This window comes from Bacillus sp. JZ34 (genome assembly GCF_053903205.1).
Genome location: NZ_CP096403.1, coordinates 764,646 through 785,697, shown reverse-complemented (window position 1 = coordinate 785,697; position 21,052 = coordinate 764,646). Strand labels below are relative to the sequence as shown.

Sequence of the window (21,052 nt, the reverse complement as noted above, 5' to 3'; positions counted from 1 at the left end):
AGGATGCTGAAAACGGTCCGCACCATCATGTTGGCGGCAATGTGCACGATCCTTTCCGCCGCCGCTGTCAATCCGCCGCCCGCGGCCGCTAAAACCCAGGCTGATGAATATGAATATCCCTTTCAAGATCCAAGTCTCCCTGTTCAAAAAAGGGTCAGCGACTTGCTTTCTCGACTGACCCTTGAGGAAAAAGTGTCGCTGATGCATCAATATCAGCCTGCCATTCCCCGGCTGGGCATTCCCGCTTTTAAAACAGGCACAGAAGCGCTTCACGGCGTTGCCTGGCTCGGGGAAGCGACCGTTTTCCCGCAGGCTGTCGGGCTCGCACACACATGGGACCGCTCTTTAATCAAACAAATCGGCTCAGCGGTCGGCGATGAAGTCCGCGGCTTCCATCACCTTGATCCCGCGGCAAACGGAGTCAATGTCTGGGCGCCGGTCGTTGATCTGCTGCGGGATCCAAGGTGGGGTAGAAATGAAGAAGGCTATTCCGAAGACCCTTTTTTAACAGGGGAAATAGCAACCGCCTATGCCTCCGGTTTAAGGGGCGAGCATCCCTTCTATTTGAAAACAGTTCCTACCTTAAAACATTTTCTTGCCTATAACAACGAAACAGACCGGGGATTCAGCTCCTCAAGCATTGATCCCAGGAACATGAACGAGTATTATTTGAAGCCCTTCAAAACGGCAATTTCCGCAAAAGCCGCGTACAGCCTGATGCCAGCCTACAATTCTGTCAACGATAAACCGGCCATTTTGAGCCCGCTGCTCAACAGCACAGTCAAAGGAAAATGGGCCGGAGACGATTTCTTCATCGTCAGCGACGCCTTTGATCCTTCAGGAATCGTCACTGACCACAAGTATTATGACAGCCACGAAAAAGCGCATGCCCACGCCGTAAAAGCCGGCATTGACAACTTTACAGATCAGGGAGAAAATCCCGGGCTGACGAAAACCGCCTTAACCGGCGCCTTAAAGAATGGCCTTATGTCTGAGAAAGACCTCGATCAAGCCTTGGCCAACACATTCAGCATCCGTTTTCGAACAGGCGAATTCGATCCGGACGAACTCAATCCGTACAGCCGCCTGACAGATGGCGTCATCAACAGTCCAAAGCACCGGCAGCTTGCGAAAAAAGCGGCTGAAAAAGCCATTGTTTTACTGAGAAACGACCGGAATCTGCTGCCCTTCAATACCCGGAAAAATGAAAACATCGCAGTTATCGGACCGTTCGGAAATGCGCTTTACGAAGATTGGTACAGCGGAACGATGCCGTATCGGAAAACCCCGCTTGACGGAATCGCGGACAAAATCGGCAAAGACCGCGTCTCCTTTGCCGAAGGGCTGGAACAAAGCGGGTTCAAATCCGCCCTGACAGGAAAGTTTGTAACCGCAGGCCGGGACGGCAAACAACCGCTCACAGCATCGGCTGACAAGCTTGAGAAAAGCGCGGCATTCGATGCGGCGGATTGGGGAGAAAGCATTTTCACCCTCCGCGCCCAAGCGAACGGTCTCTATGTCTCGCTTCAGGATGACGGCAAACTGATCGCTGATCAGAAACAGCCGAACGGCTGGACCGTCAAAGAAACTTTCCAGTTTGAACAGCAGCCTGACGGGACATTCGCCATCAAAAATACGGCAAACGGCAAATATCTCACCGCTGGAAAAGACGGGACATTAACAGCAACTGCCGAAAAGCCGGCGACAGCAGCGGAAAAGTTTTCAAAGGCGATCATCAAGAGCAGTACGGAGGAAGCGGTTCGACTGGCAAAAACCGCGGACAAAGCCGTCGTGTTTGTCGGCAACAATCCTTACATCAACGGCCGGGAAACCGAAGACCGGAAAGACATTACACTACCTCCGGCCCAGGAAAATCTGCTGAAAGCTGTTTCTAAAGCCAATCCCAATACGGTGCTTGTCGTAACGAGCAGCTATCCGTTCGCTCTCAACTGGGCTAAAGCGCACATTCCTGCGATCATATACTCCGCACACGGAGGCCAGGAGGCGGGAAGCGCATTGGCGGACATTCTCTTTGGAGATGAAAATCCGGGCGGACGGCTGACGCAAACTTGGCACACGTCAGTCAAAGAACTGCCGGATATGATGAATTACGATATCATCAAAGGGAAAAGAACCTATAAATATTTCGAAGGCAAGCCGCTGTATCCGTTCGGCCACGGGTTATCCTATACAGCGTTCCACTACAGCGGTTTAAGCGTTTCCTCTGACAGCATCAAAAAAGACGGCTCCGTCACGATCCGCGTCAACGTCACCAACACAGGCGGAAGAAAAGGAGATGAGGTCGTTCAGCTCTATACTTCTCCTCTGTTTAACACTCGGGTTAAACAGCCCAATCTGGACTTGAAAAACTTTCAGCGCGTTGAGCTGGCACCGAAAGAAACGAAAACCGTGACATTCAAGCTGAAACAGGCAGACCTTGCCTTCTGGGATGTAACGAGCGAAACGTTTGCCGTTGAAAGAGGCGCATACAAAATATCGGTCGGGAGCTCGGCGGCGGACATCCGCAAGACAAAGCGGATTTTCGTCCAAGGTGAAACGATTCGAGAACGGAACTTGCGGCGGCAGACAAACGCTGAAAACTACGACGACTACAAAGGCGTGCTCATCACCGAAGAATCCAAATACGGCGGCGATGCGGTAAAAAGCAGTACAGCAAACGCGTGGATCGCCTTCCATGATGTCCGCTTCAAAGGCGAAAAAAGGATAAAAGCAAAGGTTGCAAGCAGAGGCGGCGGCGAAATCGGCATCTTCCTCGATCATCCTCAAAAAGGAAAGCAAATCGGCTCGTTAAAAGTGCCTGACACATCCGGATTGCATAACTGGAAAACGATAAAAGCTTCCGTCCGAAAATCGGCAGGCACCCATCGCATCTACTTTGTCTTCAAAGGGAAAGTCGCAATCGATACGTTTCAATTTGAACGATAAACCGGCACAGAAGAAATTTTTTTAAAGCCATGCAGCTTGATCTGCATGGCTTTTACCGTTTTTCAGCAATTTTAGTGCTTTACAACTTAGGAATGATATATTAGAATTCAATCAAAAGTTGCATTAGGTAAAAAAAATGTCACAAGGTAATAAAATATTACCGCAACAAAAATATTGTATTCAGGTTAACTTTCATATAGACATAGAAAGGGGTTAATGAACCTATGAAACCCGCGATTACTGTAAAAGATTTATATGTTTCTTATCACGGCGCAGAAGCGCTTCGCAATATCAATTTCTCGCTTGATCAAGGAATGATGGCGGGCGTTATCGGACCGAACGGCGCAGGAAAATCAACACTGTTAAAAGCCATGCTCCAATTGATTCCAAAAGATAAAGGCGACGTCCGTCTGCTCGGAAAACCGCTCAAACATGTACGCAAGCAAATCGCCTATGTTCCGCAGCGGAATGATATGGATTGGACGTTCCCGATCAATGTGCTCGACACCGTCATCCTCGGCACGTATCCTGAACTCGGCCTTTTCAGACGTCCGAAAAAACGCGATAAAGAATGGGCATATCACTGTCTTGAAAAAGTCGGGATGGAAGCATACGCCAAGCGCCAGATCGGTGAACTGTCAGGCGGGCAGCAGCAGCGCGTTTTTCTCGCCCGGGCGCTCGCCCAAAAAGCAGAGCTGTTCTGTCTTGACGAACCGTTCGTCGGAATTGATGTGACGAGTGAAGAAATGATCGTCAGCATCTTAAAGGAACTTCGTGATGAAGGAAAGACCGTTCTTGTCGTCCATCACGATTTGAGCAAAGCGGACAGCTATTTCAATGAATTAATTTTGCTGAACAAAGAGCTGATTCAAAAAGGCCCGGTCTCCGACATCCTCAATCCCGACGTGATGATGAAAGCCTACGAATCTCAGCTTCCGTTCCTGCAATCGAAAAGGGGTGCAATGTGATGGAATTTATCCATGGTTTGATGGAATATTCGTTTCTGCAAAAATCGCTGTTCACATCGATTATGGTGGGCATCATTTGCGGCGTCATCGGCTGCTTTATCATTCTCAGGGGAATGGCGCTGATGGGAGATGCGATTTCACACGCGGTCCTTCCCGGCGTCGCCATCTCTTATATGCTCGGCGTCAATTTTTTCTTCGGCGCCGTCTTTACGGGCATCCTGACGGCTCTCGGAATCGGCTATGTCAGCCAAAACAGCCGGATTAAAAACGATTCGGCCATCGGTATCGTCTTCACAGCCTTTTTCGCCGTCGGGATCATTTTGATCACGCTTGTCAAAAGCTCAAGCGATCTGTACCACATCTTATTCGGAAATGTGCTGGCCGTTCGTTCATCCGACATGTGGATCACGCTCGTCATCGGAGTCATGATTCTTACCGCCGTCTTTTTGTTTTACAAAGAGCTGCTCATCACCTCTTTCGACCCGACGATGGCGGCCGTCTACGGCTTGCCGAACCGGCTGATTCACTACTTTTTAATGACGCTTTTAACGATGGTCACGGTCGCATCGCTTCAGACCGTCGGCATTATCCTCGTCGTCGCGATGCTGATCACGCCTGCCGCAACCGCTTATTTATTAACGGACCGGCTGTGGGTGATGATCTATTTGTCCGCTTTCCTCGGCGCTTTGTCAGCGGTCGTCGGTCTTGGATTAAGCTATACGTACAACCTCTCCTCAGGAGCGGCGATCGTGCTCGTGGCTACGATTTTGTTCGGACTTTCCTTTACATTTTCACCGAAACAAGGCGTGCTTTGGAGAGCTTTGAAATCAAGAAGAAAGCGGGCAGCACTTCAATAATCCACAATATAAAGGGGGAACACAAAACATGAAATGGAAGCAAACATTAGCCATTGCGGCGGCATTAATTCTTGTTCTCGCCGCTGGCTGCTCATCGAAAAGCAGCAATGAAGAAAACGGAAAGCTGAAGGTCGTCACCACCTACTCCATTCTCTATGACATCGTCAAACAAGTCGGAGGAGATCACATCGATTTATACAGCATTGTACCTGTTGGAACAGACCCGCACGAATACGACCCGCTGCCAAAAGACGTGCAAAAAACGACGGACGCCGATGTCATCTTTTACAACGGCCTGAATTTGGAGACAGGAAACGGCTGGTTTAACAAGCTGCTGGAAACAGCTGAAAAAGACGGCGATGACGCCCCTGTCTACAAGCTGAGCAAAGGGGTCAAGCCAAAGCATCTCACTGCCAAAGGTAAAGAATCGGAAGAAGATCCCCATGCATGGCTCGATATAGAAAACGGGATTCAATATGCCAAAAACGCGAGAGATGCGCTGATCAAAAACGATCCCGACCATAAAGAAGATTACGAGAAAAACGCTGAAGCCTATATCGGCAAGCTGCAAAAGCTTCATAATGAAGCGGTGAACCGCTTTAAAGATATACCGAAAGAGCGCCGCGTCCTTGTAACAAGCGAAGGAGCTTTTAAATATTTCGCTTCGGCCTACGGCGTCGACGCGCAGTATATTTGGGAAATCAATACCGAAAATGAAGGAACTCCCGGTCAGATGAAAAAAATCGTCGACACGGTGAAGAAAAAGGAAGTTCCGGCCTTATTCGTGGAGACAAGCGTTGACCCGCGGAGCATGGAAAGCCTGTCAGCGGAAACGGGCGTGCCGATTAAAGCAAAAGTCTTCACCGATTCGATCGGAAAGCCCGGTGAAGCGGGAGATTCCTATTATAAGATGATGAAAGAAAACCTTGACCGGATCCATCAAGGTCTCGCCGAATAACCAAAAACTGCTGTACATCCTGTACAGCAGTTTTTTTCGCATGTTTTCCCGATTTTAAAGCAGGGTACAACGAAGGGAAAACGCAGAAAAAAGGAGTGTATTTCGTGAAATCTGTATACGAGGAATGCATCAAAGCCTGCCGGGAATGCCTTGAAGCCTGCAATCACTGCTTTGACAAATGTCTGATGGAAGAAGACGCGGGGATGATGGCCGAATGCATCCGACTTGACCGGGAATGCGCTGAGATGTGCGGATTCGCACTTCAAGCCATGACGCGCAACAGCCCGTATGCCGAAGACATTTGCCAGCTTTGCGCAAAGGTTTGCGAAGCTTGCGGCAATGAATGCAGCCTGCACAAGCATGACCACTGCCAGCTTTGCGCTGAAAGCTGCTTTGCATGTGCGGAAGCATGCAGAAAAATCGCTTCTTAACTTGAAATATCCGGCTCTCGGGCCGGATATTTTTAGGTCGGAAACGTTTATTTTTTCTCCTCCCCCCTTGCTAAACTGATACAATATGACTATAAAAGGGGGTTTTAATATGAAAGACAGCGTGTTTCAAATGACTTCTGACACATATCAGTCGCTCAGCGATTCAGAACGGCATTTGCTCGAGTACATTTATCAGCACTTAGATGTCATCGCCACTTTATCGATTGTAAAATTAAGCGAGGATGCAAATGTTTCAACAGCCACGATTGTCAGGTTAATGAAAAAGCTCGGTTATGACGGCTACACTTCTTTTAAGTACGCATTAAAAGAAAAACACCACCTCGGCCACGCTCCGCTGATGGATGATATCGACAGCCAAATTAAACAGGCCGTGCTCAAGAATGAAAGAGAAGTTCTGGATACGATTAAAATGCTTGATATCGGGTTGATCGAAGATGCCATTCAAAAAATCAGCAATGCCGAAAAAGTTTACATTTTCGCAAGGGGATTGTCTGAAATGATTGGGACTGAGATGACGATCAAGCTTCAGCTACTCGGCAAAAACTGCGAGATGCACAGCGACCCGAATATTATCAGAGGCAAGTCAAAAACACTGGCAAAAAAAGACCTCGGCCTTTTTGTTTCCCTGAACGGCGAGACAGAGGAGCTTGTTGAAGCCGCGCAAAATTTCAAATTGCAAGCCATTTCCACTATTACATTAACAACAAGGATCGATTCGCGTCTTGCGAAATTATCAGAGATCGTACTAGTCGGGTTTAAAGGTGAACAATCATTTTTTCCCGATTATGAAGTCCGCTCGCGCCTCCCTCTGCAAGTCCTCTCCCGCATCATGCTGGACTCATACGTCATCCGCACCGCTCATAGCTGAAAACCTTTACACAACCTGTAAACATCCCCCCTTTTATCTGTGACATAATGTCTGTGAAGCCACAGATAAAGGGGGGATACAGCATGATCTATACATGCACGATGAATACCGCGGTCGACTTATTCGTTGAAACCGACGAGCTGCTTCCCGATGTCGTCAACCGCACTAAAGATGAAGATTATCAGCCAAACGGAAAAGGTGTCAATATTTCTTTTATGCTCAAGCGCCTCGGCCTTAACAATACCGCGCTTGGATTTACAGGCGGATTTACCGGGCGTTTTATTGAAAATGAACTGCTGAATGAAAAAATCGTCACAGACTTTGTCGAAGTCGAAGGCATCTCACGGATTAATATTTTTATTAATGCCACCCGGGAATTCAAAATCGTAAACAAAGGTCCGCTCATATCTGAAGGCCGAAAACAGGAGCTGATCAACAAAATCCGTCAAATTCCGTCCGGCCGCTTTTTATTTGTTTCAGGCAGTCTTCCGAGAGGAGTCCCAGATGACATGTACCTTTCGCTTTCCGAGATTGCCGCCGAAAACAAACTGAAGTTGATCTTGGATATCAGCTCTCCCGTCCTATTAGATTGTCTTTCATACCATCCTTACCTGATTAAACCGAATGAACAGGAGCTTGCCGCTTTTTTCAGCCGGAAGAAAGCGCTGTCTGAAGAAGAAATCATCCACTACGGAAAGGAGCTCCTCAATCGCGGCGCTCAAAGGGTTCTCATCTCACGCGGCAAAGACGGCGCCCTTTATTTGGACCGCCAAAGAACCTTAAAAGCGACAGCCGCCAAAGGCAAAGTTGTCAATACCGCGTGTGCCGGCGATGCCATGCTTGCCGTGTTCGTCGGAAAACAGGAGCTGGGCTGTTCTGTTCCTGAAGCACTCAGACACGCCTCTGCCGCCGGATCCTTGACGGCTTTCTCGAAAGGCCTCGGAGATGTGTCCAAACTCGATCAAACAGCTTCACAAATTCAAATCACTCATTTATAAAGGGGGTTTTCTTATGAAAAAGTTCAAAATCATCGCGGCAACCGGCTGTCCAACAGGCATTGCCCATACATTTATGGCTGAAGAGGCCTTAAAACAGGCCGCCGCCAAACTGGGTGTAGAAATCAAAGTCGAAACACACGGACAAATCGGAGTTCAAAACGAACTATCGCCAGAGGACATTAAACAAGCCGACGGAGTCATTGTCGCGGCTGACAAAGATGTAGGCGCCGAGCGTTTTGCAGGCAAACGCGTCCTTGACGTCCCGGTTGCGCGGGGCATCCGAGATGCGGAATCTTTAATTCGGGCGCTGCTGAACGGCGAAGCGCCGATTTACCGCGAACAAACAGCGGCAAAAACAGAGGATGAACTCCAAACAGGCGAAGCCGCTTCCATCGGCCGTAAAATATATAAACATTTGATGAACGGGGTTTCCCACATGCTCCCATTTGTCGTCGGCGGAGGGGTTTTAATTGCACTTTCCTTTTTATTCGGCATCCATTCAGCAGATCCTGAACATCCAAGCTACAACGCTTTTGCCGAATTGCTGAATAAAACGGGCGCATTCGGCTTCCAGCTGATGGTTCCGATTTTATCCGCTTATATCGCCGCTTCAATGGCCAAACGTCCCGGCCTGATTGTCGGGTTTATCGGCGGCATGATCGCCAGCACGGGGGGAGCGGGTTTTCTGGGCGGCATCGTATCCGGTTTTTTGGCGGGACTGATCATTTACGGTCTCTCGTATGCACTTAAAAAAATGCCTCAATCCCTTGAAGGGCTAAAAGCAATTTTTCTTTATCCGGTTATCGGCATTTTTCTGATCGGTGCGGTCATGTTTTTCCTCGTGGAGCCGATGACGGCCATCAATGAAGGGATGAAGGACTTTTTAGCCGATTTTCAAGGAGCGAATCCCGTCATTCTCGGCTTAATTATCGGCTGTATGAGCGCATTTGACATGGGCGGTCCGGTCAATAAAGCCGCTTATGTCACCGGCACTGCTCTTCTCGCTGAAGGGAACCAATATTTCATGGCAGGCGTTTCCGCCGCGTGCATCACACCGCCGCTTGTCATTGCGTTTGCCACTTTGCTTTTCCGCAAATATTTCAGCCAGCAGGACCGAAATGCAGGGCTTGTCAATTTTATTCTCGGCGCCACTCATATTACCGAAGGTGCTATCCCGTTCGCCGCAAAAAAACCGATCCCTGTCATTCCGATTTTGATGATCGGCTCTTCGATATCGGCGATATTAACATACTCATTCGCAGTTCAAGTACCTGCCCCGCACGGCGGATTCCTTGTACTTCCCGTTGTCACAGGAGCCTTTCAATGGGTGTTGTCGATTATCATCGGATCGCTTATCGGCGCCTTCTTATACGGTTTTTATCAAAAACGGACATATGAAAAACAGAAAGGCTGATCAAACATGGGCACAACAGCTTTAATCAAAAAAGAGCACATCTATCTTCAAGAAACGTTATCTTCCCAAGCGGAAGCATTTGACCGGGTGGCTCAGGTCGCATATGAATCGGGAGCCGCCCAAACAAAACAAGCGGTCATACACGGATTGGCACAAAGAGAGGCTGAAAGTACGACCGGCTTCATTGAAGGCTTTGCCATTCCCCATGCAAAACTGAAGGACATCACAGAAGCATCTGTCATCATCATTCAAAACCAGATGGGCATCGAATGGAACGCGCTTGATCAAAACCCTGTCACATTTATCATTGCTTTATTGATACCAGATGCCGAGGCAGGCAGCACACATCTCAATCTATTATCATCGGTGTCTCGCATGCTTGTTCACGAAGATGCGAGGCAGCAGCTGATTAAAGCCTCGAGTCCTGACGACATTCTGAACACCTTTTCGAGCTATATATCCTAATTTTGATCAGAAAGAAGGAATCGATATGCTGACAAATACGAAGAAAATGCTGTTGGACGCACAGACAAACGGCTATGCGGTACCGGCCTTTAACATTCACAACCTGGAAACCGTGCAAGCCGTGACAGAAGCGGCTGAAGCCCTAAGGTCCCCCGTGATTCTTGCGGCTACTCCCGGAACCTTCAGCTATGCAGGCCGCGACTATATTCAAGCGATTGCAGAAACGGCCGCAGCGCGCTGTTCAATCCCGGTCGCCCTCCATCTCGATCATCATGAAGAGATTGATGATATTCGCGAGTCTTTATCATTAGGGACAAAATCGGTGATGATTGATGCTTCGCACCATCCATTTGCCGAAAATACCGCAATTGTAGCGAGCGTCGTACAATATGCCCGGCAAAAAGATGCCACTGTAGAAGCCGAGCTCGGAAGGCTCGGCGGACAGGAAGATGATTTAATCGTGGATGAAGCCGACGCTTATTACACCGATCCGGATGCAGCAAAAGAGTTCGTCGAGAAAACCGGAATCGATTCGCTTGCGGTGGCAATCGGTACAGCCCACGGGCTTTACTCAAAAGAACCCAATATCGATTTTGACCGGCTGGCCGCGATTCAAAAACGGGTTTCAGTTCCGCTTGTCCTGCACGGCGCCTCAGGAATTCCGCAAGAAGATGTAAGAAAGTGCATCAAGCTCGGCTGTGCAAAAGTAAATATCGCGACTGAATTAAAAATTCCTTTTTCAGATAAACTGCGCCGTTATCTGCATGAACACACTGATGCAAGCGATCCAAGAAAATATATGACCCCCGCCAAAGAAGCCATGAAAGAAATCGTTCAGGAAAAGATTTTGATGTGTATGAGCAATAACAGATACTAATGCAAAAAGCCGGATGTTCTTTAACATCCGGCTTTTTCAAATCATTTGGCATGCTCTTCTAAAGCATGACCGTCATGAGGCTTTTCATCGGGTATCGGTTCCTGAGCGGCCAATATGCTGTATACGAGCATGACAATTCCTACATAAACAACCGCCGAAACCGTCCAAACGAGCACTGTTTTATCCTTCAAGACGGATTCCTCCAATCAAGCTTCACCTTTTGCAGCCTGAGTGCATTCAGAACGACCGAGACCGAACTGAACGCCATCGCGGCACCTGCGATCCACGGGGCCAAAAGCCCGACGGCCGCGAACGGAATGCCGATGCTGTTGTAGGCAAACGCCCAGAAAAGGTTTTGTTTAATGTTTTTGATCGTCAGCCTGCTCATGAGGATCGCATCGGCGATGCTGTTTAAATCGCCGCGGATCAAGGTGATATCGGCGGCTTCCATGGCGACGTCAGTCCCCGTTCCGATCGCCATTCCGGTATCGGCTGCCGCCAGTGCCGGCGCATCATTGATGCCGTCGCCGACCATCGCGACGTTTTTGCCTTTTGCCTGGATTTTCTTCACTTCATCTGCTTTTCCTTCAGGCAGGACTTCTGCAATGACATGCTGAATGCCGGCTTCAGCAGCAATCGCTTCTGCCGTCCGCCGGTTGTCTCCGGTGATCATGACGACTTCAAGCCCCATATCATGCAGCCTTTTCACCGCTCTCTTCGACGTGTCTTTTATCGTATCGGCGACGGCGATCAGCCCGGCAAACCGACCGTCGATGGCGGCAAGCATCGCTGTCTTTCCTTGTGTTTCAAACTTCTCCATTTCGCTGTGCGCCTCTTGAATGTCAATATCACGGCTTTCCATCAGCCGTCTTGTGCCGATCAAAATCCGTTTTTCATTGACTGCGGCTTCGATACCATAACCGGGTATCGCTTCAAAGCTGTCTGCGGAGGCCGGTTCTATCTCTCTCTTTTTAACGCCTTCGACAATGGCTTCAGCAAGCGGATGTTCAGAGTTTTTTTCCGCAGCACCGATAAGCTTGAGAAACGATGTTTCATCGATCCATGGTTCAGTGCGCACATCTGTGAGCTGAGGCTTTCCATTTGTGACCGTCCCCGTCTTGTCAAGCACGATCGTCTCCAAGCGGTGAGCCGTCTCCAAATGTTCGCCGCCTTTGAATAAAATTCCGAATTCAGCCGCACGGCCCGATCCGGCCATGATCGAAGTCGGTGTTGCCAAACCGAGCGCACACGGACATGCGATCACAAGCACCGCAATCAGCTTTTCCAGCGCCGTGCCGAATTCACCGGGGCTAACCGCCAAATACCAGACGAAAAATGTGATGACTGCGATCGCCACGACAATCGGCACAAAAACCCCGGAAATCCGGTCTGCGAGCCGTTGAATCGGAGCTTTTGAACCTTGCGCCTCTTCCACGACTTTTATAATCTGCGCCAGCGCAGTATCTTTGCCTACTTTTTCTGCTCTTACTTTTAAAAATCCATTTTTATTGATTGTAGCACCGATAACCGGATCTCCAACCGTCTTGTCAACAGGGATGCTTTCACCGGTGATCATTGATTCATCCAGCGCAGAACGTCCTTCGACAATCTCTCCGTCTGCCGGTACTTTTTCACCGGGCTTCACGTACATGATGTCGCCTGCCAATACGTTTTCAATCGGCACGGTCATCTCTTCGCCGTTTCTGACGACGGTCGCCGTCTTTGCCTGCAGCCCCATCAGCTTTTTGATCGCTTCGGATGAGCGCCCTTTCGCTTTCGCTTCAAACAGCTTTCCTAAAATGATCAAGGTTAAGAGGATGGCGCTTGTTTCATAATAAAGTCCGTCCGGATGCCGGTTCGTGCCGAGGCTTTCAATGCTTAAATACAAGCTGTAGAAATACGCGGCAGACGTGCCGAGAGCGACGAGCACATCCATGTTCGCGCTTTTGTTCCGAAGCGCTTTATAAGCCCCTGTGTAAAACTGTTTCCCGACGATAAACTGAACCGGTGTCGCCAACGCGAACTGAACCCAGGGATCCATGAACATTCCCGGCAGCCATATAAATGACGTGAATTTGAAATGGCTGACCATTGCCCAGAGCAGCGGAAAAGATAAAATGGCCGAAAAAATAAACTTGCCGGTTTGACGCTGAATGCCTTTTTCTCTTTGTTCCGCCGCTCCATCCGCAGTTTGGTCTTTTTTCAGCTCGAGTTTGTAGCCGAGCTTTTCAACGGCTTCAATCATTTCCTCCGGCGAAACCGCACCGGTATGATAGTCGACTGCCGCAGTCTCTATGGCAAAGTTGACGGCGGCGTTTTTGACGCCCGGCAGCTTGTTGAGGCGCTTTTCAACCCGGTTGGCGCAAGCCGCACACGTCATGCCGGAAATTGCGAATTCGGCTTTTTCCGCTGGAACTTGATAGCCGAGCGATTCGACTTTTTCAGCCAGCTGTCCGACTTCGATTTGCCCCGGATCATAAACGATTTTTGATTTTTCCAGCGCCAAGTTCACATTTGCGTCCTGAACGCCGTCAAGCCTTTTCAACCCTTTCTCGATCCGCGCCGCACAGGCGGCGCAGGTCATGCCAGAGATTTGGAGGGTGGCTTCTTTTTGTCCGTCCATATCCTTCACTCCTTATATACCCCTTATAGGTATATATTAGCCTGCGACATCATACCCCTGATCTTCGATCGTATCGATGATTTCTTTCAGCGATACTTTGCCTGAATCAAACGAAACTTCGACCTTGCCCTCGCTTAAATTCACTTTAACGGACTCTACTCCGCCAAGCTTTCCGACGTTTCCTTCTACTGCCTGAACACAGTGGTTGCAAGACATGCCTTCGACTTTCAGTGTTTTTTGTTCCATATTGAAAACCTCCTATGGTTTGATGATATTGATCGGTTTTATATTACCATACCCCTGTAGGGTATTTCAAGAAAACGATTTTCCCTTTTTTCGTTCACGACTTTGAAAAACGCTTAAACACATCAAGCAGCTCCTCGATGGCCTCTTCGCCTTCACCGCTTTTAATCGCGTTTGCGACACAATGGTGGGTATGATCTTCAAGCAGGCTGAAAGCCACCTTTTGCATCGCGGCTTGCACAGCTGAGATTTGAACAAGAATATCGACGCAGTAGCGGTCATTTTCGATCATGTTTTGAATGCCTCTGACCTGCCCTTCAATCCGCTTTAAACGGTTTGTGATTTGTTCTTTTCCTTTAGAACTTTTGGGATTTAATGTGTGTTCATGATGATCTGCTGACATCGGAGCACCTCTCTTTCCATTATATTTTGTCCAAGTTACCCGTTTGTACCATTATAAAATGCGAAGCGAAACATGTCTAAAAAAAAGAGACAACCCCAATTTTCTGCGGGGTCGTCCCTGCATATTATTTGTTTAACGCTTTAAAAAATTCTCTCATAAACTCCGGCAGATTGGACCAGTCATGGCCTGAGACCAGATTGGCGTCGACATGAAGCTTCTCCTCTACATAAGTCGCGCCCGCTGCTTCGACTTCCGGTTTGCAGGCGATGTAAGCCGTCAGCTCCCGACCTTTCAGATGTTCTCTCAGGCTTGTGAAAATCAGGCTCGCGTGACAAATCGCGCCGACCGGTTTATTTTCCTCAAAGAAATGAGCAACAATTTTCAGCAGGGAATCGTACATCCGGATAAATTCCGGCGCGCGTCCGCCCGGAATGATGATACCGTCGTATTCGGACGGATCAATCTCATCAAATGAAGCATGCGCGTCAATTAAATAGCCCGGCTTTTCGGTGTATGTATCCCAATCCAGAAAGTCATGAACAACCGTATGAATCTTTTTCTTTTTCGGTGCGGCGATCGTCGTTTCATAGCCCTCTTCAAGACAGCGGTAATAAGGATAATACACTTCCAGCGCTTCAACTGCGTCGCCCGTTACGATCAAAATCTTTTTCGCCATCAAAAACATCTCCTTTCCTTTTTTACTCTTCTATTTTATCCCATTTGCGCCTGATTTTAAAATCAAGTGCTTGAAAAGCTTGGTTTCAGCCGACGATCGTGATGGTCTCTGTAATGTCTTTCAAGAGGGCAAGGTTTGCATTGTCAATTCCTGAATCTGTGATGATCCTGTATCCGTTATGAAGGCGGTCGATTTGCGAGAAAGCACGGGTCCCGAATTTGCTGCTGTCCGCCATCAAGATCGTTTCGTCCGCAATCTCGATCATCCGTTTTTTCAACAGCGCCTGCATTTCGTTTGAATCGCTCAAACCGCTCGCAGGGTCGACGCCTTTGCAAGACAGAAATGTTTTGTTGACGTGATACATATCAAGGGAGCGCTCAGCCAAAGGACCGACATATGACATCGATTGCGGCAGCAGCATCCCGCCGGTTGAAATGACCGTCACCTTTTCTTTTTTGCTGAGTTCAATCGCGACTCTGACTGAATTGGTGATGACGGTCAGCGGGATGTTTTCAAGCGCTTTTGCCATGTACCATGCCGTCGTGCTGGCATCAAGAATTATTCGTTCCCCGCTTTTCACGTGCTTAACGGCTTCAAATGCAATCATCTTTTTTTCGTTTACGTTTGTAATTTCGCGCTCGCGAAAATGCACCTCCGCTTCTTCGGTCTGTACGCTGACAGCGCCGCCATGACTTCTTTTCAGCTTATTTTCCTTCTCAAGCTTTTCCAGATCGCGCCTGATCGTTTCTTCCGTGACGGAAAAAAGCTCGCTCAGTTCTGTGACGCGTACGCTCGAGCGCAGATTGACAAGCTCGACGATTTTTTGGTGTCTTTCAGCTACAAGCATCCGTTTACTTCCTTCCTTTTTTGGTAAAAGTCACTGTTACTTTCATGATAGCGCATCAGCGCCGATACAGGAAATGTTTTCAGCGGGAAGCGGCGCCGAGAATCTGACTTGTATAGCGGCGGTATGCCGCCTCCCACGCTTCTGTATCTTCCGGTACATACGTTTTTTGAGGGAAGGAAGTCCTGATCGCTTTTCGGGCGCTTTGAATATCCCAAAACATGTCGAGTGCGATGGCCTGTACGGCAATGTTGCCGATGGCGCTCGCCTCTGACGGTCCGGCCCATACATTTCTGGCCAGTACATTCGCCGTGTATTGGCACAGCAGTTCATTTCGAATCCCTCCGCCCGCCATGTGAAGTCCGTCATATTCTTTTCCTGTCAATGTTTCAATCCGTTCAAGCGTAAACCGGTATTTAAACGCAAGGCTTTCCAGCACGCAGCGGATCATCTGTCCGGGCGTTTCCGGCACGTGCTGCCCAGTTGCACGGCAATACTCCCTGATCGCCTCAGGCATATGCACGGGATTAAGAAACATCGGGTCATCCGGGTCAACCGCCGACCTGAATGCTTCCGACTGTCCGGCAAGTTTGACAAGCTCGGCGCTCGAATAGCTGATCCCGTCTTTTTCCCAATCCGCCTGACAGCGCTGGAACAGCCACAATCCCATAATGTTTTTTAAAAAGCGGAATGTACCGCCGGCACCGCCCTCATTTGTAAAATTCCAATCGAGCGCCTGTTTTGACATCAGCGGAGTGTCAAGTTCAGTTCCAATCAGCGACCAGGTGCCGCAAATCAAATATGCAAAGTCTTCCGTTTCAGCGGGAACGCCGACAACTGCAGAAGCCGTGTCATGTTCGCCGACGGCAATGACCGGTACGGCAGGCACCGACAATTCGCTGCACACTGATTGTGACAGCCTCCCCGCTTCGCTTCCTGGTTTTGCTATATCCTTCGGAAAAATATTGGCCGGGAGTCCCATAAGGCTGATGAGCTCCCAATCCCAATCTGACGTTTTCGGGTTGAACAGCTGAGTTGTCGTCGCATTTGTAAACTCGCTTTTTTTCTCGCCCGTTAAAAAATAGCGCAGCAAATCAGGAATCATTAAAAGCGTTTCCGCGTGTTCCAACAGCGGAGAATTCGCTTTTTTCAGCGCCCGGAGCTGAAAGATGGTGTTGAACGGCAAAAGTTGAATACCGGTTCTTGAAAACAGCTCTTCTTTTCCGATTTCATTCAGCACCTCCATCATCATTCCGTCCGTGTAAGGGTCTCGGTAATGATAAGGGTTCCCCAACAGCTCTCCGTTACGATCGAGAAAGCCGACATCAACCGCCCAAGAATCGATTCCGATACAGCTGATTCGTCCGCAGCCGTTTTTCGCCTTTAAAATGCCTTTTTTGATTTCATGATAAAGCCTGAGAATGTCCCAATAAAGGTGTTTTCCCGCCTGAACGGGCTGATTTGGAAAACGGTGAATTTCCTCCGCTTTGATCAGACCGCCGTCCACATGACCTGCATAAGCTCTGCCGCTCGACGCACCAAGATCAAAAGCGAGAATCGTCACCAGCTTGCACCGCCTTTGCCGCGTGCCAGTATTTTCTCCGCATACCCGCTTTCCGCATAAGCTTTGAGCGGATCAGGCGGGACGTTCATTTCCTCCCGCACGGCGTAAAGGAGCGGTTTGACGTCAATTTCAAATGCTTCGCGGATCGCAGCCTCTGCGGCAAGAACGTCATGATTTTCCTGCGCTTTCTTCACTTCATCGAAGTTGATCAAAAGCGCTTTTGCAAATTGAGTCTGCACATTCATGACCGAGCGCAGTACAGCCGGGATTTTAGGTTCGAGATAATGGCATTGATCAAGCATATACGAAATATGTTCGGCCGTCTTCCGGACACTCGGGTCGGAATCGCGGCAGGCGTCCAAAATTTGATAAAAAATGAGAAACAGTTCGTACGGGTTGTGCGCGCCTGCGATCAAATCGTCATCAGCGTATTTGCGGCTGTTGAAATGAAAGCCTCCGAGACGTTTTTCGTCAAGCAAATAAGCGACAATGTGCTCGATGTTCGTCCCTTGGGGATGGTGGCCGGTGTCGACGAGCACCTCAGCCTTCGGCCCGAGCTTTTGCGCCAAATTGTAAGCCATCCCCCAATCCGCCAGGTCTGTATGATAAAATGCCGGCTCAAAAAACTTGTATTCAATCAAGAGCCGCATATCATCGTCAAGCGCTTCGTATACTTCAGCCAGACACTCATACATCCAATTTTTCCGTTTTCTGATGTCGCCCTGACCGGGATAGTTGGTTCCGTCGGCAAGCCAGAGGCTGATTTCCTTGGAGCCTGTTTGTTTTGCAATATCGACGCATTCGAGCAATTGCTCAGTCGCTTTTTGGCGAATGTCGGCTTTAACGTTTGTGACGCTTCCGAATTTGTAGTCATCGTCCTGGAACAAGTTCGGATTCACGGCACCGATGGCAAGGCCAAGCTCCTCGGCGTGCGCTTTCAGCTTTCCGTAATCATCAACTTGATCCCACGGAATATGGATGGCGACGGAAGGACAAGTTCCGGTTAATTTGTGAACGACTGATGCATCTTCCATTTTTTCAAACGGATCCCTCGGTACGCCCTCTTGCTGAAACACTTTGAAGCGCGTGCCCGAGTCCCCGTATCCCCATGAAGGCGTCTCGATTTTAAGCGCTTTCAATTTTTCCTTTACTTCAGAAAGGCTGATGCCTCTGTCTTTCTGCTGTTCTTCAAATAAAGCGTAAGCCCGGTCATTCATCATGTACACTCATCCCCCTTGTTTTTAACGGATATGCCATGGTTGACATTAACGCAAGTTCCGGCTGGGTTGTGTCCAGCCGGCTGTACTGGACGATCACAGGTACATCGCTTGCGATCTCGATCGCATAAGGAACATTTTCAGGAATGCGTTCTCCTGCTCGGTGCAAAGAACTTGTGCGAATATGCTTCGTTCTCTTGCCCTGAACCGTCTCGGGAATGCCTTCGAGCGGCGGACGGTCTTCAAAGTATACTGTGATCGCAAGGTTTGCGTCTTCTTCATGGCAATTTAAAACACAGATGGCTTCATGGCTCGTCAAGCTTCCGGAACTTTCCGGAGGAATAAAACCGTCCGGTATGATCCAGTGGGTCTCGCCCTTCATCTCCCTTTTCCCCCTTTGTTTTCTGAAAGGACGGCCGAAGCCGTTCCTTTCCAATTACCTTGAAAATGCGGCCGGCACTCCCCCGTCAACCGTCAGCATGCATCCCGTCGTTTTTGCCGTTTTTTCTGAAGCGAAATAAGCGATCGCTTCGGCGATGTCGGCGGGATAAATGTTGACGGAAAGAGTCGTACGTTTGCGGTAATGCTCTTCAAGCCGATCGGGTTCAATCCCGTAGGCGGCGGCTCTTTCTTCGCGCCACTTGGAGTCCCAGATGGCCGACCCTTGGAGCACCGCATCCGGAAGCACTGAATTCACGCGGATTCCATACGGTCCGCCTTCAGCGGCGATGCATCTCGCCAAATGAACCTCAAGCGCTTTTGCAGAGCTGTATGCCGAAGCGTTTTTGCCTGCATAAACGGAATTTTTCGAGCCGATAAACACCATGCTGCCGCCTGAACCCTGTCTTTTCATTTGCTTAAAAGCTTCTCTGGCGACGAGAAAATATCCTGTTCCAAGTACATTCATATTCAAATTCCATTCTTCGAGAGTCGTTTCATCAAGCGGGCTGGATGTCGCAAGCCCCGCGTTGTTGACGAGAATGTCGATCCCGCCGTAATTAAGGACGATTTCCTCGAATGCCGCCTGAACGTCCTCTTCTTTCGTCACATCCATACGGACGGCGGATGCTCGTTCTGCACCGTATTGTTCATTAATCTCTGCGGCTGTTTTTTCTGCGCCTTCTATATTAATGTCAGCAACAGCAACATGCGCACCTTCTGAAGCAAGGCGGCGGCAGGTCTCGCTGCCGATTCCGCCCGCTCCTCCCGTCACAAATGCGATCTTGCGGGAAAATTCGGCTTCCGGCGGAGCAAGCGTTAATTTATAAAGCTCAAGCGGCCAATATTCGACATTGTAGGATTCTTCCTCATTTAGAGATACAAAGTTTCCAAGGACTTCTGTTCCCTTCATGACAGCAATCGCCCGCCGATATAAATCTCGGCTGACCTTTGCCATCGCCAGGCTTTTACCTGCTGCCACCATGCCGATTCCCGGGATTAGCATCACGCGCGGCGCCGGTTCAAACATCTCGTCTCCTTCATGCCGGTTTCTTTGAAAATAGGCGGCATACGATTCTTTAAACCTAGCAATCTCGGTTTTGATCCGTTCGACCAGCTTCTCTGTGTCCTGTTCAGCGGGATTCCACGGAATATAGGCAGGCGTCCGCTTTGTATGCACAAGGTGATCCGGACATGCGGCGCCGACCTGTGAAAGCGATGGAGCGCACCTGCTGTTCGTGAATTCGAGTACATCATCAGCATCGCACCATGTGAGCAGCATGCGTTTCTCTCCGCTGACAGCGCCGCGGATAATTGGCAAGATATCGGCTAAAATCCGTTTCCGGTCCTCCGGTGCAAGCGGCTCGACCATCTGTCCGCCAAACGGCTGATGATCTTCTGAACGGCTTTTAATGTATGCTTCCGCTTCGCGAATCACAGCAATCGTCTGATCATAGCTTTCTTTCGCCGTTTCCCCCCAGGTGACGAGCCCATGCTTCTCCATTAAAACAAGCTCTGCATTCGGGTTGTTTTTCACACCTTCTGCTATCAGCTTCGATAAAGCGAAGCCCGGTCTGACATAAGGCACCCATACAAAGCGGCTGCCGAATATCTCCTCTGCGATCTCTTTTCCATTATCAGCGCAGCAGATGCTGATGATCGCATCGGGGTGGGTGTGATCGACATGCGGAAACGGCAAAAAAGCATGAAGAAGCGTTTCGATCGACGGCCGCGGGTGCTTTCCGTCCATCATGCAATGGGACAAATATGCCGTCATTTCTTCATCGGTCATGCTGCTCCGTTCCATCAGCGGACGAATATCATCGAGCCTCAGCCCGGTAAATTGGCCCGCTGACATCGTCGCCAAGTCCGAGCCGCTGCCTTTCACCCACATCACCTCGATGTCCCTGCCCCTGAAATCCTTTTCCGTCGTTTTCATTGATGTGTTTCCCCCGCCCCAGTTGCAGACCGATCGGTCAGAGCCGATCAGGTTGGAACGGTAGACGAGTTCGTCAAGACCCGGACGCAGCGATGCAGCCTCAGTTTCTGACCATAAATATTCCACCATACGTATCACTCCGTTTTTGTTTGTTTATTTTTGAATATGTTTGTTTAAAGAGTAACATATTTTGTTTTGTTTTGTAAGCGCTTTTTTCAGAAGCCATTTTATGATAGAGCTGTTTCAATCGGTCTATAAATAAAAAACCCTCAACAGCAGGCAGCCGTAGGGGGGCAGGAATG

20 protein-coding genes are annotated in these 21,052 nt (G+C 49.2%); 10 read left to right on the top strand and 10 right to left on the bottom strand.

What is annotated here, in order from left to right; all coding sequences use genetic code 11:
- Positions 1 to 3 precede the first annotated feature (3 nt).
- From M1D90_RS03855 to M1D90_RS03810, 10 genes are all read left to right on the top strand, one after another.
- Positions 4 to 2,946, top strand: coding sequence for a glycoside hydrolase family 3 C-terminal domain-containing protein (locus M1D90_RS03855; RefSeq protein WP_456283148.1), 2,943 nt, complete (start codon positions 4 to 6; stop codon positions 2,944 to 2,946).
- Positions 2,947 to 3,170: 224 nt separating this feature from the next.
- Positions 3,171 to 3,914 (top strand): metal ABC transporter ATP-binding protein, encoded by a 744-nt coding sequence (locus tag M1D90_RS03850; protein ID WP_075212680.1) that lies wholly within the window; start codon positions 3,171 to 3,173, stop codon positions 3,912 to 3,914.
- The gene (locus tag M1D90_RS03845; RefSeq protein ID WP_020452947.1) at positions 3,914 to 4,771 is read left to right on the top strand and encodes a metal ABC transporter permease; all 858 of its coding nucleotides are present in this window, start codon (positions 3,914 to 3,916) and stop codon (positions 4,769 to 4,771) included. Before M1D90_RS03850 ends, M1D90_RS03845 begins: the two co-directional genes overlap by 1 nt.
- Before the next feature lie 28 nt (positions 4,772 to 4,799).
- Positions 4,800 to 5,729 (top strand): metal ABC transporter substrate-binding protein, encoded by a 930-nt coding sequence (locus M1D90_RS03840; RefSeq protein ID WP_039073020.1) that lies wholly within the window; start codon positions 4,800 to 4,802, stop codon positions 5,727 to 5,729.
- A gap of 104 nt (positions 5,730 to 5,833) precedes the next feature.
- Entirely contained in the window at positions 5,834 to 6,160 is a 327-nt protein-coding gene (locus tag M1D90_RS03835; RefSeq protein ID WP_020452949.1) for a four-helix bundle copper-binding protein, read from the top strand.
- A gap of 109 nt (positions 6,161 to 6,269) precedes the next feature.
- Positions 6,270 to 7,049 (top strand): MurR/RpiR family transcriptional regulator, encoded by a 780-nt coding sequence (locus M1D90_RS03830; protein ID WP_003185233.1) that lies wholly within the window; start codon positions 6,270 to 6,272, stop codon positions 7,047 to 7,049.
- A gap of 83 nt (positions 7,050 to 7,132) precedes the next feature.
- The gene (gene pfkB, locus M1D90_RS03825) at positions 7,133 to 8,047 is read left to right on the top strand and encodes a 1-phosphofructokinase (protein WP_023856281.1); all 915 of its coding nucleotides are present in this window, start codon (positions 7,133 to 7,135) and stop codon (positions 8,045 to 8,047) included.
- A 13-nt stretch (positions 8,048 to 8,060) separates the two neighbouring features.
- Positions 8,061 to 9,461: a PTS fructose transporter subunit IIC gene (locus M1D90_RS03820; RefSeq protein WP_026580109.1), complete on the top strand. Its 1,401-nt coding sequence runs from the start codon at positions 8,061 to 8,063 to the stop codon at positions 9,459 to 9,461.
- A gap of 6 nt (positions 9,462 to 9,467) precedes the next feature.
- Positions 9,468 to 9,926: a PTS sugar transporter subunit IIA gene (locus tag M1D90_RS03815; RefSeq protein ID WP_023856283.1), complete on the top strand. Its 459-nt coding sequence runs from the start codon at positions 9,468 to 9,470 to the stop codon at positions 9,924 to 9,926.
- A gap of 25 nt (positions 9,927 to 9,951) precedes the next feature.
- On the top strand, positions 9,952 to 10,803 hold the full coding sequence (locus M1D90_RS03810; RefSeq protein WP_023856284.1) for a tagatose bisphosphate family class II aldolase: 852 nt from the start codon (positions 9,952 to 9,954) through the stop codon (positions 10,801 to 10,803).
- A 41-nt stretch (positions 10,804 to 10,844) separates the two neighbouring features.
- Here the strand turns inward: M1D90_RS03810 and M1D90_RS03805 are convergent, their stop codons facing one another.
- From M1D90_RS03805 to M1D90_RS03760, 10 genes are all read right to left on the bottom strand, one after another.
- Positions 10,845 to 10,994, bottom strand: a complete 150-nt coding sequence (locus M1D90_RS03805) for a hypothetical protein (RefSeq protein WP_023856286.1) — start codon at positions 10,992 to 10,994, stop codon at positions 10,845 to 10,847.
- Entirely contained in the window at positions 10,991 to 13,426 is a 2,436-nt protein-coding gene (locus M1D90_RS03800) for a heavy metal translocating P-type ATPase (protein ID WP_456283147.1), read from the bottom strand. The genes M1D90_RS03805 and M1D90_RS03800 overlap by 4 nt, the downstream gene beginning before the upstream one ends.
- A gap of 36 nt (positions 13,427 to 13,462) precedes the next feature.
- Complete coding sequence (gene copZ, locus M1D90_RS03795) at positions 13,463 to 13,672, bottom strand: copper chaperone CopZ (protein WP_020452955.1); 210 nt, start codon at positions 13,670 to 13,672, stop codon at positions 13,463 to 13,465.
- Positions 13,673 to 13,766: 94 nt separating this feature from the next.
- Positions 13,767 to 14,072 (bottom strand): copper-sensing transcriptional repressor CsoR, encoded by a 306-nt coding sequence (gene csoR, locus M1D90_RS03790; RefSeq protein ID WP_020452956.1) that lies wholly within the window; start codon positions 14,070 to 14,072, stop codon positions 13,767 to 13,769.
- Between the two features lie 124 nt (positions 14,073 to 14,196).
- Positions 14,197 to 14,748 (bottom strand): DJ-1/PfpI family protein, encoded by a 552-nt coding sequence (locus M1D90_RS03785; RefSeq protein WP_003185255.1) that lies wholly within the window; start codon positions 14,746 to 14,748, stop codon positions 14,197 to 14,199.
- An 85-nt stretch (positions 14,749 to 14,833) separates the two neighbouring features.
- Positions 14,834 to 15,595: a DeoR/GlpR family DNA-binding transcription regulator gene (locus tag M1D90_RS03780; RefSeq protein WP_456283146.1), complete on the bottom strand. Its 762-nt coding sequence runs from the start codon at positions 15,593 to 15,595 to the stop codon at positions 14,834 to 14,836.
- 79 nt (positions 15,596 to 15,674) lie between these two features.
- The gene (locus M1D90_RS03775) at positions 15,675 to 17,156 is read right to left on the bottom strand and encodes a rhamnulokinase (RefSeq protein ID WP_023856288.1); all 1,482 of its coding nucleotides are present in this window, start codon (positions 17,154 to 17,156) and stop codon (positions 15,675 to 15,677) included.
- Positions 17,153 to 18,373: an L-rhamnose isomerase gene (rhaI, locus tag M1D90_RS03770; RefSeq protein WP_456283477.1), complete on the bottom strand. Its 1,221-nt coding sequence runs from the start codon at positions 18,371 to 18,373 to the stop codon at positions 17,153 to 17,155. Before rhaI ends, M1D90_RS03775 begins: the two co-directional genes overlap by 4 nt.
- Positions 18,366 to 18,755 (bottom strand): sensory rhodopsin transducer, encoded by a 390-nt coding sequence (locus tag M1D90_RS03765; RefSeq protein WP_096748472.1) that lies wholly within the window; start codon positions 18,753 to 18,755, stop codon positions 18,366 to 18,368. The genes rhaI and M1D90_RS03765 overlap by 8 nt, the downstream gene beginning before the upstream one ends.
- 54 nt (positions 18,756 to 18,809) lie before the next feature.
- Positions 18,810 to 20,879, bottom strand: a complete 2,070-nt coding sequence (locus M1D90_RS03760) for a bifunctional aldolase/short-chain dehydrogenase (RefSeq protein WP_456283145.1) — start codon at positions 20,877 to 20,879, stop codon at positions 18,810 to 18,812.
- Positions 20,880 to 21,052 lie beyond the last annotated feature (173 nt).

Excerpts from the sequence above, each read along its gene's own strand:
- M1D90_RS03855 (WP_456283148.1), top strand. The coding sequence starts at position 4 with ATGCTGAAAACGGTCCGCACCATCATGTTGGCGGCAATGTGCACGATC.
- M1D90_RS03850 (WP_075212680.1), top strand. The coding sequence starts at position 3,171 with ATGAAACCCGCGATTACTGTAAAAGATTTATATGTTTCTTATCACGGC.
- M1D90_RS03845 (WP_020452947.1), top strand. The coding sequence starts at position 3,914 with ATGGAATTTATCCATGGTTTGATGGAATATTCGTTTCTGCAAAAATCG.
- M1D90_RS03840 (WP_039073020.1), top strand. The coding sequence starts at position 4,800 with ATGAAATGGAAGCAAACATTAGCCATTGCGGCGGCATTAATTCTTGTT.
- M1D90_RS03830 (WP_003185233.1), top strand. The coding sequence starts at position 6,270 with ATGAAAGACAGCGTGTTTCAAATGACTTCTGACACATATCAGTCGCTC.
- pfkB (WP_023856281.1), top strand. The coding sequence starts at position 7,133 with ATGATCTATACATGCACGATGAATACCGCGGTCGACTTATTCGTTGAA.
- M1D90_RS03820 (WP_026580109.1), top strand. The coding sequence starts at position 8,061 with ATGAAAAAGTTCAAAATCATCGCGGCAACCGGCTGTCCAACAGGCATT.
- M1D90_RS03815 (WP_023856283.1), top strand. The coding sequence starts at position 9,468 with ATGGGCACAACAGCTTTAATCAAAAAAGAGCACATCTATCTTCAAGAA.
- M1D90_RS03810 (WP_023856284.1), top strand. The coding sequence starts at position 9,952 with ATGCTGACAAATACGAAGAAAATGCTGTTGGACGCACAGACAAACGGC.
- M1D90_RS03800 (WP_456283147.1), bottom strand. The coding sequence starts at position 13,426 with ATGGACGGACAAAAAGAAGCCACCCTCCAAATCTCTGGCATGACCTGC.
- copZ (WP_020452955.1), bottom strand. The coding sequence starts at position 13,672 with ATGGAACAAAAAACACTGAAAGTCGAAGGCATGTCTTGCAACCACTGT.
- csoR (WP_020452956.1), bottom strand. The coding sequence starts at position 14,072 with ATGTCAGCAGATCATCATGAACACACATTAAATCCCAAAAGTTCTAAA.
- M1D90_RS03785 (WP_003185255.1), bottom strand. The coding sequence starts at position 14,748 with ATGGCGAAAAAGATTTTGATCGTAACGGGCGACGCAGTTGAAGCGCTG.
- M1D90_RS03780 (WP_456283146.1), bottom strand. The coding sequence starts at position 15,595 with ATGCTTGTAGCTGAAAGACACCAAAAAATCGTCGAGCTTGTCAATCTG.
- rhaI (WP_456283477.1), bottom strand. The coding sequence starts at position 18,373 with ATGAATGACCGGGCTTACGCTTTATTTGAAGAACAGCAGAAAGACAGA.
- M1D90_RS03765 (WP_096748472.1), bottom strand. The coding sequence starts at position 18,755 with ATGAAGGGCGAGACCCACTGGATCATACCGGACGGTTTTATTCCTCCG.
- M1D90_RS03760 (WP_456283145.1), bottom strand. The coding sequence starts at position 20,879 with ATGGTGGAATATTTATGGTCAGAAACTGAGGCTGCATCGCTGCGTCCG.